We start from the raw sequence: 12,315 nt of genomic DNA on the forward strand, positions 1-12,315 counted from the left end.
CGCATCCGCGTAACCCAGCTCTTAGCATCCACCGGGACATCACTCGCACATGAAGGAAGAATCTCCGAAAGCGATTCTCTATGCGCTCGCCGCCAACTTCGGCATCGCCGTATGCAAGTTCGGCGCGGCTGCTTTCACTGGCTCAGGCTCCATGTTCGCCGAAGCCATCCACTCCACGGCCGATTGCGGCAATCAGTTGCTGCTGCTCCTCGGACTCAAGCGCGCGCAGGCGCCCGCCAACGCGCTACATCCGCTCGGCTCGGGGCGCGAGATTTACTTCTATGCGCTGATCGTGGCGCTGTTGCTCTTCTTCGTCGGCGGCGCGTTTTCGGTGTACGAAGGCACGCATCGTTTGATGCATCATGAGCCGCTAACGAACCCGATCGTCGCGCTTGTCATTCTCGGCATCTCGGTCGTGCTCGAAGCGTTTTCACTGGCGGGCGCGGTGCGCGAGATTCGCAAGACGGCGGGCAACAAGACCATGTGGCGCTGGTTCCGCGAGACGCGCGAGTCGGAGTTGCTGGTTGTCGCAGGCGAGGATGTGGCCGCGCTCGCGGGTCTCGCGATCGCGTTCGCTGCCGTGCTCATGACGATGATCACCGGCAACCCCGCATGGGACGCGGCGGGCTCGGTCGGCGTGGGCGTGTTGCTGATGCTGATTGCGTTTCTCGTTGCGCGCGAAGTGAAGTCGATGATCGTCGGTGAATCGGCCAGTCCCGAAGTGCGCAAGGCCATCGACGCGCATTTGCGCGCGCGGCCCGAGATCACGCGCATCATCAGCTTGATCACACTGCAGTGGGGCAAGGATGTCGTTGTCGCCGTGCAAGCCGAGATGATCGACTATGCCAGCGGCCGCGCGATGATCGATGCAATCAACATCGTCGAGGAAGATTTGCAGCAAGCCTTTCCGCAGGTGCGCTGGGTGTTCTTCGAACCGGACGTGCCGCGCGAAGCCAGCAAGCCCGCCGCCGCGGCTTGAAACCTGTCGTCGTCGTCCGGCTCACGGCAAGTGAGCCGGCGGTCGCGCGTTGTGCGGCCTCGGTGTGACAGGCGTGTCCGGAACTTGCGTATTGCCGCGCGCGGGCACTTGCGTCACGCCCATTTCCGGCAAGGACGATGCATCGTCCGGCAATTCCGCTGAAGCCGCCGACGCCGCTCGTCCACCCCGCATGAGCGGACTTTGCGCTGCAAACGGCAGGGCAGGCGCGGCAAGTGCTACCCAGAGCACGGTCAATTTCATTGCAGGACGCGTGAGCCAGTTGGAGCGACGGTCCGGATTATCGTCGCGGCGAGCTTGCGGGAGCCTGTCTCCAGAATCATTGAGTCTCGCGTTCATTTCAATTCGCGTCGTTTCAATGTCTGCATATAAGCAGACTTCATTCCGGCCCCGCGTCGAGACCCGGCCATGCCGTTACTGCGTTGGACCGGGGCATCGCGTTAGGATAGGGCGTGCGCGTCGTCCGCATCGAGTCCCAGCAATTTCGTGATTTTCATTCGACCCATGCGCAAACTCATACTCTTAGTCTGTCTGCTCGCCTTCACGAGTCTCGGCTCGCTTCTTTCGGCGTCCGCCATTGCCGCCGGTTCCGCGCAAGGCGCGTCGCAACCCGCGGTTGCGCTCACGCCGCAACAGGCCCGCGATGCCCTTGCGGTGCTCAACGATCCGCAACGCCGCGCACAGGTCGCCGATACCTTGCGCGCAGTGGCGGCGGCCGGCGCGCTTGCCGCACCGACGGCCGCGAGCGCCACGGCGGCGAGCGGCGCGGAAACGGCTGCGCCTGCCTCGGGCGCGTCGGGCGTGCTTGCGAAATCGCTGACGGCGAACGGGCTTGCCTCGCAGCTATCGCATCAGGCGGGCAACTGGGTCGTTCAGTTCGCAACCGAGATGCGGCATACGCTGGCCGAGTTGCTGAACATTCGTTCCGTGGTGCATTGGTGGAGCCAACGCATGGCGACGCCGGAATCGCGCGCGCAGTTCGGTCACGTGCTCTGGATCGTGCTCGTGTGTCTCGTGCCCGCGTTTTTGCTTGAAATCGTCGGCGGCCGTCTGCTGCGTAAATCGCGTGCGAAGATCGCCGCGCGCGGTGTCGCCGATGCCGAGGTCACCGATCCCGAACTCGTGCAGAACGAGCATGCGGCGGAACGCGCCGAGCACTTCGCCGAGCGCACCGGCAACGAAGCCGCGCAGCACGCAGCCGAGCGCAAGGTGGAAACGGCGCGCGGCCAGCGGCACGCGGCACGTCACTGGACCCTGTTGCAGCGTCTGCCCAATGCGCTTTTGTATCTGCTCTTCAAGTTCATTCCGCTTGGCGTGTTCATCGGCGTGGCGACGCTTCTGGTGTCCATCTTTATCGACGACAACTCGATCGAATCGCACGTCGCGAGCGAGTTTATCGATGCCTACCTCGTCTGCCGCATCATCATGATCGTGAGCGGCTTTCTGCTGGCGCCGCATGCCACCGGCTTGCGGCTTTTGCAGATGCGCGATCAGTACGCGCTCTACACGTATCGCAAGCTACGCAGCATGGTGATCATCGCGGGTATCGGCATCGCGCTGGCCAACGGCGCGGAGCCGCTCGGACTGTCGGAAGCGGCGCGCATCGCCATTCTGAAGATCGTCACGCTCGACATCCATCTGATGCTCGCCTACACCATTTTCGACTGCCGCAAGCCCGTGGCGGAGCGTATCCGCGAACGCATGCGCAGTCATAAATCGACCGCGCTGTTCGGTGGCTGGATCGCCGATATCTGGGCCGCCGTCGCCATCTTCTTTGTGCTCGCGCTGTGGTTCGTCTGGGCGCTGGACGTGCAGAACGGCTATCGCACGCTGTTCCATCTCGGCGGCGTGTCCATTCTCGTGCTGGTCGGTGCGCGCGTCGCGGCAATCGTCGCGTTCGGTGCGCTCGGCCGCGTGTTCCACGAAAACGATGACGACGACTTCGCGGCGAAGTCCATCGCGCATCGTCATGCTTATCGCTATTACCCGCTCTTGCGCCGCGCCGTGCAGACGATCATCGCCGTGGTGACGGTCGTGGCGCTGCTCGAAGTGTGGGGCGTGCATATCGTGCAGTTCTTCACATCGGGCGGCATTGGCAACCGGCTGGCATCCGCGCTCGTGACCATCGCGGTCGCGGCGGTGTTCGCGGTCATCGTGTGGGAGACGGCCAACGTAATGGTCGAGCAGCGTCTCGATCAATGGAACGCGAGTGGCGACCGCGTGCGCGCGGCACGCCTGCGCACGCTTTTACCGATGATGCGCTCCGCGCTTTTCATCGTCATCGCCATGGTCGTCGTGCTCACCGGTCTCTCGGAAATCGGCGTCAACACCGCGCCGCTTCTGGCGAGCGCGAGCATTTTCGGCGTGGCGCTCGGCTTCGGCTCGCAAAAGCTCGTGCAGGATTTCATCACCGGCATCTTCCTTTTGATGGAAAACGCCATGCAAGTGGGCGACTGGGTGACGGTCGCGGGCGTCTCGGGCACGGTCGAATATCTGTCGATTCGCACGGTGCGTTTGCGAGGCGGCGACGGCTCGCTGTTCACGGTGCCGTTCAGTTCGGTATCCACGGTCAACAATACGAATCGCGGCATTGGCAACGCGGCGGTGCGCGTGTCGGTCGCGCTCGGTCAGGACGTGGATCTGGCCATTTCGACGCTCAAGGAAATCGGCACCGCGCTACGTGAAGACGACGCCTTCAGGGACGGCATTCTCTCCGACTTCAGCTTCTGGGGCGTCGATGCCGTCGATGGTTCCACCGTCACGCTCGCCGGTCAGATTCAGTGCCGCGACAGCACGCGCTGGCCGGTGCAACGCGAGTTCAACCGGCGCATTCTCAACGAGTTCACGGCGCGTGGGATCGAGATCGCCAATCCGCAGCGTAACTTCGTAATCGTCAACGGCACGCAGGACGCGGCGCACGATCCGGCGCATCCAGCCGACGTCGATGGTGACGCCCCCGCCGATCAGCGCGGCGAACCGTCGAAGGCGGCGCAGCATCCGACGGGCGAGGCGGCTGCCGGACAGGGCACGGCGTCCAGTGCGCCGCCGCCGCGGACATCGCAGGCTTGAGCGTTTTAAGGGTTGGCGCGGGGCTTGTTTTGTTATTGACGCTTTTATAATCGGTCGGGCCGCCGCGCCCCTCAAACGAATGGCAACAGGGCGCGGCTTTCTTCGAAGTTCGAACCTTATCGAGGAGCACGCCCCCCATGAACATTGCCGCCCGGTCACGTTCAAAATCCGCTTCACGCTTCCCCTCACGTTCTTCTTCACGCGCGTTAAGCAAGACTGTCCGCAAGGGCCTGTTTGCCTTAGGACTCGCAAGCCTCACGGCCGCAACGGGATGCGCCTTCGCCCAACAATCCGACGATCACGACAGCGATGACCGCTACGGCGGCGGTGGCGGCGGTGGCCGTCAGGTCAAGGTGATGATCGTCAGCATGTTCGGTCCGGAAGGCCAAGTGTGGCTCGACAAGCTCGGGCCATGGCAGGCCATCAAGGTGCCGGGACTCTCGCCGGATTATCCTGAAGTCCATTGCAACCGCGACGATGTCTGTGTGATGACAACCGGCATGGGACACACGAACGCGGCCGCATCGATGATGGCGCTCGCGTTCTCGGAGCGCTTCGATTTGCGCCGCACGTACTTTCTGGTCGCGGGCATTGCCGGGATCGATCCGGCGCGCGGCACGCTCGGCTCGACCGCGTGGGCGAAATATCTGGTCGATTTCGGCATTCAATGGGAACTCGACGCGCGCGAGAAACCCGCCGACTGGCCGAGCGGTTTTCTCGGTATCAACACGAAGGGGCCCACCGAAAAGCCGCCGCTCGATTACCGCACCGAAGTGTTTGCCCTCAATGCATCGCTGACGGATGCCGCCTATGCCATCTCGCGCAACGTCACGCTCTCCGACAGCGACGACGCCAAGGTCGCGCGCGCCAAGTTCAACTACGCGCCGGCCAACCGTCCGCCGCACGTGATCCAGTGCGACACGCTCGCGGGCGATACCTGGTGGTCGGGTAAATACATCGGCGAAAGGGCACGCTACTGGACGCGCCTGCTGACCGATGGCAAAGGCATCTACTGCACGACGCAGCAGGAAGACAACGCGACATACGAGGCGCTCAAGCGCGCGGCCAGCATCAAGCGGGTCGATCTGTCACGCATTGCGGTTTTGCGCGCCGGTTCGGACTTCGACCGGCCGTACGAAGGACAAACCGCCTCCGACAACCTGTTGAACTATTCCGCGCAAGGCGGTTTCGTACCTGCAATTCAGAATTTGTATCTGACCGGTAACCCATTCGTGCAAGAAGTCGTTACACATTGGGGCGCTTGGCGTAAAGGCGTGCCGCAACACTAGTCGCGAGCGCTGCTCAAACGGCGTTGCAAACCTGTAACTGCATAAAAGTAAATATTGCCACTTATGCCGCAACTCGGTAAAAACCGGGTTCGCGGCATTTTTACTGATTTTTACCGCTTTCTCATCGTCTCAAAAATACTCGTGACCGGTGTCAACCGAACCGTCGGAAGCCCCGTTCTTGCGGGCATCGGCGATTAATCCTACAAAAAATCAGCCGTTCGTATTAAGCGCTCAATCCAAAAAAATGACAAAAACGGCGCGGTCAATATTGCCGCTTTTTTAGGCGCGAAAAAATTACCGATGCAAAGTGTTGTTTGCAACAAAATATTATTGAGATGCTCTTGCGTTCGCTTCAGAGTCTTCTTAGAATCCGTTTCACAGTGTCTGTTACAAGATGTAACGCACTGAAACAAAATCAGATGGACGTAGCCGGGCAGAGTTGAGTCCGGTGAGGCAAAAAAATATATCGGCACAAAGCCGGCGGGAAATCGGGGATTTACTGGAAGTTGCAACCATGAACGGTCGCGAAACGTTGGAATCGATCCGGGAAATCAACTTGTCGTACATCATGCTCGCGCAGCGTCTGTTGCGCGAGGACCGCGCCATCGGCATGTTCCGGCTCGGTCTTTCGGCGGAACTCGCCGATCTGTTGTCGGGCCTCACGCTCGCTCAGGTCGTCAAGCTCGCCCAGTCGGACAACCTGCTGTGCGCATTTCGCTTCAACGATCACTCGATGCTGTCGGCTTTGACGCAGCCCGCCAAGAACGCGGAAATTGCGCCGACGCACGCGGCAATCCTGCTGGCTGGCCAGCCGGCTGAACAGTTCGCTTAAGTAAAGACGGAGCGAGCCATGCTGAAGAAGAGCCTCACTGAAGATGCCCAGGAAGTGTTCCGCGCCATCGCGCTGATCGAGCTCGGTGCACGCATGCAAGTGCTCGAGAGCGAGCTGACGCTCTCGCGGGATCGCATGATTCGTTTGTATCGCGAAGTGAAGGGCGCGTCGCCGCCCAAGGGCATGCTGCCGTTCTCGGCCGATTGGTATATGACGTGGCTCGCGAACATCCACGCATCGCTGTTCTACAACACCTACACGTTCCTCAAGAACGAGGCCGGCTGCTCGCATCTCGACGCGCTGACCAAGGGGTATCGCCTGTATCTCGAGCACTGCAACCATAGCGGCGCCGAAGCGGTACTCGATCTCACCCGGGCCTGGACCCTTGTGCGCTTCTTCGACGCGGGCATGCTGCAGATGACCAAATGCTGCCGCTGCACCGGGAAGTTCGTCGCACACAAGCATGATTTGCAGAACAACGTGGTGTGCGGGGCCTGCCAGCCGCCGTCACGCGCGGGGAAGACCAAGAAAGCGGCGGCCGCTAAACAGGCCATTCAAGAAGCCGCGCTGGAGGCTGTGTCTGTCAAGAACGAAGTGCCAGCCGAGCTTGAAGAACTGGTACTCGACAACGTAGCGGCTTTGCAGCCGCAACGGGCTGGCCTGGTCGCACAGGCCGCTTAGGCGGTAGCGGCGCTGAACTGATCCTCCGGGGGCCGTCCGGAAGGACGGTGGACAATCAGCATGCCGCTACCGCTTTTTACTTTTCCGGTCTCGTAATTCATTCTTATCTCGATGCCGGCGCGCTGACTCCATGGTTATCGCGCCGTTCGTTTTTTTAGCTCGCCATTAAAATACTTCGATTGCATGCCTTGCCGCATGCGCTTTTCGAAGGGACGGGCTTTGTCATCCGCACAACAGGGATTTTTGCTGACGCGCCACTGGCGCGATACGCCGGCCGGCACGGAGGTCGAGTTCTGGCTCGCCACCGATGACGGCCCACGCAAAATCCGAATCGGCGCGCAGACGCCTGTTGCATTCATCCGCGCCGAAGATCGCGCGAAAGCGGAGCCGCTCGTCGCGAGCGTGCGCAATGCCGAACTGCGCGACTTGCAGCTCAAGGACTTTCGCCAAAAACCGGTAATCGGGCTGTACTGCACACAGTATCGGCAACTGCTGGCGCTCGAAAAAACCTTTAAAAACGCGGGCATCGTTGTCTATGAGGCGGATATTCGGCCAACCGAGCGCTATCTCATGGAGCGCTTCATCACCGCGCCCGTGACCTTCGAAGGCGAAGCGCGCGACGGTTACATCTTCAGCGAACTCAAGCCTGCAACTTCGTATCGGCCAAACTTCAAGCTGGTTTCGCTCGATATTGAAACGAGCGTTCGCGGCGAACTCTATTCGATCGCGCTCGATGGCTGCGGCGAGCGACAGGTCTATATGCTCGGCCCGGCGAATGGCGCCGATGCATCCGTCGACTTCGACCTCGACTACTGCGCAAGCCGCGCCGACATGCTGCGCCGCTTCAACGAGTGGATGGAGCGGCACGATCCGGATGCGATCATCGGCTGGAACGTGGTGCAGTTCGATCTGCGTGTGCTGCAGAAACACGCGGACGACTACGGCGTGCCGTTACGTCTCGGCCGCGATGGCAGCACGGTGGAATGGCGCGAACACGGCATCAAGCGCAATCATTTCTTCGTTTCGATTGCGGGGCGGCTCGTGATCGACGGCATCGAGTCCTTGCGTTCGGCGACGTGGAATTTTCAGTCGTTCAGTCTCGAATATGTCGCGCAGTCGCTGCTCGGCGAAGGCAAGGCGATCGACACTCCCTATGCACGCATGGACGAAATCGAGCGGCGCTTTCAGGAAGACAAGCCGGCGCTCGCGCGTTACAACCTCGTCGATTGCGAACTCGTGACCAAGGTCTTCGACAAGACCGACCTGCTGCCGTTTCTGCTCGAACGCGCAACCGTTACGGGTTTGGCGGCGGATCGCAGTGGTGGATCGGTGGCGGCGTTCACGCATCTATACATGCCGCGCATGCATCGGCTGGGCTTTGTCGCACCCAATCTCGGCGATGTCCCCGAGGAAGCGAGTCCCGGCGGATTCGTCATGGACTCGCGGCCCGGTCTTTACGATTCCGTTCTTGTGCTCGACTACAAGAGCCTGTATCCGTCGATCATCCGCACGTTTCTGATCGATCCGGTCGGGCTCGCGGAAGGCATGCACGAGACCGATGAAGCCGCTACCGTGCCCGGTTTTCGCGGTGCGCGTTTCGCGCGCGAGAAGCATTGTCTGCCCGCTATCGTCGAGCAAGTGTGGGAAGGTCGCGAGGCGGCGAAGCGTCAACGTAACAAGCCGCTTTCGCAAGCGCTCAAGATCATCATGAATTCGTTCTACGGCGTGCTGGGTTCGAGCGGTTGCCGCTTCTTCGATCCGCGCCTTGCGTCATCCATCACCATGCGCGGACACGAAATCATGCACCGTACACGCGAACTGATCGAAGCGCGCGGCTATGGCGTGATTTACGGCGACACCGATTCCACCTTCGTGTGGCTGCGCCGTGCACGCGACGAAGCAGATGCTGCGCGTATCGGCCGCGCGCTCGTCGAGCATGTCAACGAATACTGGCAAGGTCATTTGCGCGAGACGTTCGGACTCGAAAGCGCGCTGGAGCTTCAGTACGAAACGCATTACCGTCGATTTTTGATGCCGACCATTCGCGGCACGGAAGAAGGCAGCAAGAAGCGTTACGCTGGTCTCACGACGCGCGCGGACGGCAGCGAGGAGATCGTGTTCAAAGGTCTCGAAACGGTGCGCACGGACTGGACGCCGCTCGCGCAACGTTTCCAGCAAGAGCTTTACATGCGTATCTTCAAGGGCGAATCTTATGCGGACTATGTGCGCGATTACGTCGAACGCACGCGACGCGGCGAGCAGGACGAACTGCTCGTCTATCGCAAGCGCCTGCGCCGCAGCCTCGACGATTATCAGCGTAACGTTCCGCCGCATGTACGCGCCGCGCGCAGTGCCGACGAACACAACACGCGCCTCGGACGTCCGCTTCAATATCAGAACGGCGGCTGGATCAGCTATGTGATGACGCTCGCCGGTCCCGAGCCGGTGGAAGCGCGCCATGCGGCCATCGACTATGAACACTACGTGACGAAGCAGCTACAGCCGATTGCCGACGGCATCCTGCCCTTCCTGCGCGAAGACTTCGATACGCTGATGTCGGGGCAAGGCGCGCTGTTTTAGCCGGTTCATGCGGGCGCGTTCCTTGCTGCCGCATCTCCCCGAAGTCCGGCAAGAGAACGACGGACCGCGCCGCTTTTAACCGCTCCCAAGGCGCCTTCCTCCCTCAACTTCCGGGATGGTTGCATATGTCGACTGCATCAAGCGAAATCAGCCGCTCGCAATTGCGTAACCGCATTACTGGCGATCTCTGGCAGGCAATCTGGAAATTTCGCGTACAGACGCTCGTCGCGGTGACGTTGATGATCGCGTCGCGCCTCGCTGTGGTGTCCGTGCCGCTGATGCTGAAGCACGTCATCGACGAGTTCAGCCAGCCCACGGCGAACCTCGTGTTTCCGGTGTTCGTGATCCTCACTTACGTGCTGATGCGTTATCTCGGCGACGTGCTGAACGAAGCACGCGACGTGGTGTTCAGTATCGTCACGCAACGCACGGTGGCGTCATTCACGGAGCGTACATTCGCGCATCTGCATAACATGGGTGCGCGTTTTCATGCGCAACGCGAAACCGGTGGCGTGGTGCGCGACGTGCAGAAGGGCGCGGACGGTATCGGCTTTTTGCTGGGCGTGGCGATCTTCACGATCGTGCCGACATTGATCGAAATCGGCACCGTCGTGGCGATCATGGTAAGCCAGTATGCATCGACTTTTTTGCTGGCGATTGGCGTGACCTTCGTGTGCTATGCGGTCTATACGTTCATCTTCACGCGCTATCGCATGCGCTTTCAGCGCGCGGTCAATCGGCTCGAAGCAAAGTCCGACAGCCGTCTCGTCGATAGCCTGCTCAACTACGAAACGGTCAAGCTCTTCGCAAGCGAAGAGGTCGAACGCGGCCGGCTTTCGAGCGTGCTCGAACAATGGGTGCATGCACGCACCGCGAATCAACGCGCGTTGACCATTCTGCATGTCGGGCAAAGCACGATCATCGCGGTGGGCATTGCGGCGGTCATGCTGCTTGCCGCGCAACACGTGGTTTCGGGAACGATGAGCGTCGGCGATCTCGTGCTGGTGAACGCGTACATCGTGCAGGTGTGCTCGCCGCTGAACACGCTCGGTTTCGTGTTTCGCGAGACCAACGATGCAATCGTGAACGTCGAACGCATGTTCGAGATTCTGCTTGCGCGCGGACGGCGTGGCGAGGATATCGACGAACAGGACGCGAAGCCGCTCGTGGTGAGCGCGGGCGAGATCGAGTTCCAGCACGTGGATTTCGGCTACGATCCGGCGCGGCAGATCCTGCGCGATATCGACTTTCGCGCGCACCCGGGCAAGAAACTCGCGGTGGTGGGCGGCAGCGGGTCGGGTAAGTCCACGTTGATGAAACTGCTCTTCAGGCTTTATCAACCGACGGCCGGTGTGATCACCATCGACGGACAGAATCTCGGCGAGATCACGCAGAAGAGTCTGCGTGAAGCCATTGGTATCGTGCCGCAGGATACGGTGCTTTTCAACGATACGATCGCCTACAACATCGCGTATGGCCGCCCTTCGGCGACGCGTGCCGATGTCGTGCGTGCGGCGCGCGCGGCGCAACTCGACGGCTTCATCGAACGCTTGCCCGATCACTACGAGACGCGTGTCGGCGAACGCGGTGTACGGCTGTCGGGCGGCGAGCGGCAGCGTATTGCAATTGCGCGCGCCATTCTGAAGGACCCGCGCATCATCGTATTCGATGAAGCCACTTCCGCGCTCGATACCCGTTCGGAACGCGCGATTCAAAGCGAACTCGACCGGCTCGCGCAAGGGCGCACCTCGATTGTGATCGCGCATCGGCTCTCGACCGTGGTCAATGCAGACTGGATTCTCGTGATGGAGCACGGGCGCATCGTTGAGCAGGGGCAGCATGCTGAATTGATCGAACGCGCGGGCGTCTATGCACGCATGTGGTCGCTGCAATCGCAGCAAGGCGAACTCGCGCACGCGCAACGCAAGGTATCGTCGCAACCGGTGGGACTCGGCTCGTTGATCGCGGGCGTGGTGGATGGACTGCACGAAGAGATCGTCGAGCACGGCGTGCATCTCTTCACGGTGATGACAGAGCCGGATCTTCGCGTGACGGGCGATCCCGGCGTGCTGCAGTTCGTGATCGCCGATCTGTGCCGCACGGAAGTTCGCGCGGCAACGCGCGGCGCGCGTGTCGAACTGCGAGTGGAGCGCGAAGACAATCAGGTGCGCTTGTGCGTGCTCGGCCCGGGCAATAAGCCCGCGCCGCTGACCGAGGAACAGGCGGCGCGGCTCGAAGAGGCGCTTACCAGCACGGGCGGCAGTTTCACGGTGAATTACGTCGATGGCCATCTCGCGTATGTCGCCGTCATGCCGTTGCGGCCTGTCGTCGAGGCCGACGAGGCATCGACATTGGCCGAGCCGAAAGTGAACGTTGCCGACGCGCTCAACGGCCTTTCGGTCATGGTGCTCGACGATCAGGAAGATGCGCGCGAAGCGCTCGAAGCCGTTCTGGAAACGGCTGGTGCACAGGTGCGGTTGGCCGCGTCGGGAACGGAAGCGCTCGACTGGCTTGAAGCGACGCCTGCCGAGGCGTGGCCGAATGCGTTTCTATGCGACATCGTGCTTGGCGAGGAAGACGGTTATCAAGTGCTGCGTCAGGTGCGCGAACTCGAAGCGTCGCGGCGCGTGTCGCTGGATCGGCGCATGCCGGCAATCGCATTGACGGGACATACGCAGACGGATGACCGCTTGCGCGCGCAGCTTGCGGGCTTCCAGTTGCACATGACGAAGCCCGTGCCTGCGGAAAGGCTTATTGAAGCGATTCTGCAAGTCGCCGCGCGGCTGGAGCGCGCGGGGCGTTGAGCGCGTTGGCGCGCGTCAGGCACGCTTCGATCGCGTCGTGAGCCCGAGCGCTCTGACTGAGCC

The 12,315-nt window shown here is 61.3% G+C and carries 8 protein-coding genes; 7 read left to right on the forward strand and 1 reads right to left on the reverse strand.

Translation table 11 applies throughout. The features are described 5' to 3' along the window. Positions 1–49: 49 nt before the first annotated feature. A complete protein-coding gene (locus ACYQ47_RS02795; protein WP_250466898.1) occupies positions 50–979 on the forward strand; it encodes a cation diffusion facilitator family transporter in 930 nt (309 codons plus the stop codon). A 21-nt stretch (positions 980–1,000) separates the two neighbouring features. Here the strand turns inward: ACYQ47_RS02795 and ACYQ47_RS02800 are convergent, their stop codons facing one another. Beyond that, a complete protein-coding gene (locus ACYQ47_RS02800) occupies positions 1,001–1,240 on the reverse strand; it encodes a hypothetical protein (RefSeq protein ID WP_244828269.1) in 240 nt (79 codons plus the stop codon). 261 nt (positions 1,241–1,501) lie between these two features. On the opposite strand from ACYQ47_RS02800, the gene ACYQ47_RS02805 reads away from it, so the two are divergent. From ACYQ47_RS02805 to ACYQ47_RS02830, 6 genes are all read left to right on the forward strand, one after another. Further along, the gene (locus ACYQ47_RS02805) at positions 1,502–4,066 is read left to right on the forward strand and encodes a mechanosensitive ion channel domain-containing protein (protein ID WP_459904390.1); all 2,565 of its coding nucleotides are present in this window, start codon (positions 1,502–1,504) and stop codon (positions 4,064–4,066) included. Between the two features lie 137 nt (positions 4,067–4,203). Beyond that, positions 4,204–5,355, forward strand: coding sequence for a purine-nucleoside phosphorylase (locus tag ACYQ47_RS02810; RefSeq protein WP_250493327.1), 1,152 nt, complete (start codon positions 4,204–4,206; stop codon positions 5,353–5,355). A gap of 514 nt (positions 5,356–5,869) precedes the next feature. Next, positions 5,870–6,187 (forward strand): flagellar transcriptional regulator FlhD, encoded by a 318-nt coding sequence (gene flhD, locus ACYQ47_RS02815; RefSeq protein ID WP_244828265.1) that lies wholly within the window; start codon positions 5,870–5,872, stop codon positions 6,185–6,187. 18 nt (positions 6,188–6,205) lie between these two features. Next, positions 6,206–6,868, forward strand: a complete 663-nt coding sequence (flhC, locus tag ACYQ47_RS02820; RefSeq protein ID WP_244828264.1) for a flagellar transcriptional regulator FlhC — start codon at positions 6,206–6,208, stop codon at positions 6,866–6,868. Positions 6,869–7,063: 195 nt separating this feature from the next. Continuing rightward, positions 7,064–9,448 carry a DNA polymerase II gene (locus ACYQ47_RS02825; RefSeq protein WP_459904391.1) on the forward strand — a complete coding sequence of 795 codons (2,385 nt, stop codon included), beginning with the start codon at positions 7,064–7,066 and terminating at the stop codon, positions 9,446–9,448. Positions 9,449–9,573: 125 nt separating this feature from the next. Further along, positions 9,574–12,252: an ATP-binding cassette domain-containing protein gene (locus ACYQ47_RS02830; RefSeq protein WP_459904392.1), complete on the forward strand. Its 2,679-nt coding sequence runs from the start codon at positions 9,574–9,576 to the stop codon at positions 12,250–12,252. Positions 12,253–12,315: the final 63 nt, after the last annotated feature.

It is taken from the genome of Caballeronia sp. HLA56, from assembly GCF_054655155.1.

Excerpts from the sequence above, each read along its gene's own strand:
- ACYQ47_RS02795 (WP_250466898.1), top strand. The coding sequence starts at position 50 with ATGAAGGAAGAATCTCCGAAAGCGATTCTCTATGCGCTCGCCGCCAAC.
- ACYQ47_RS02800 (WP_244828269.1), bottom strand. The coding sequence starts at position 1,240 with ATGAAATTGACCGTGCTCTGGGTAGCACTTGCCGCGCCTGCCCTGCCG.
- ACYQ47_RS02805 (WP_459904390.1), top strand. The coding sequence starts at position 1,502 with ATGCGCAAACTCATACTCTTAGTCTGTCTGCTCGCCTTCACGAGTCTC.
- ACYQ47_RS02810 (WP_250493327.1), top strand. The coding sequence starts at position 4,204 with ATGAACATTGCCGCCCGGTCACGTTCAAAATCCGCTTCACGCTTCCCC.
- flhD (WP_244828265.1), top strand. The coding sequence starts at position 5,870 with ATGAACGGTCGCGAAACGTTGGAATCGATCCGGGAAATCAACTTGTCG.
- flhC (WP_244828264.1), top strand. The coding sequence starts at position 6,206 with ATGCTGAAGAAGAGCCTCACTGAAGATGCCCAGGAAGTGTTCCGCGCC.
- ACYQ47_RS02825 (WP_459904391.1), top strand. The coding sequence starts at position 7,064 with ATGCGCTTTTCGAAGGGACGGGCTTTGTCATCCGCACAACAGGGATTT.
- ACYQ47_RS02830 (WP_459904392.1), top strand. The coding sequence starts at position 9,574 with ATGTCGACTGCATCAAGCGAAATCAGCCGCTCGCAATTGCGTAACCGC.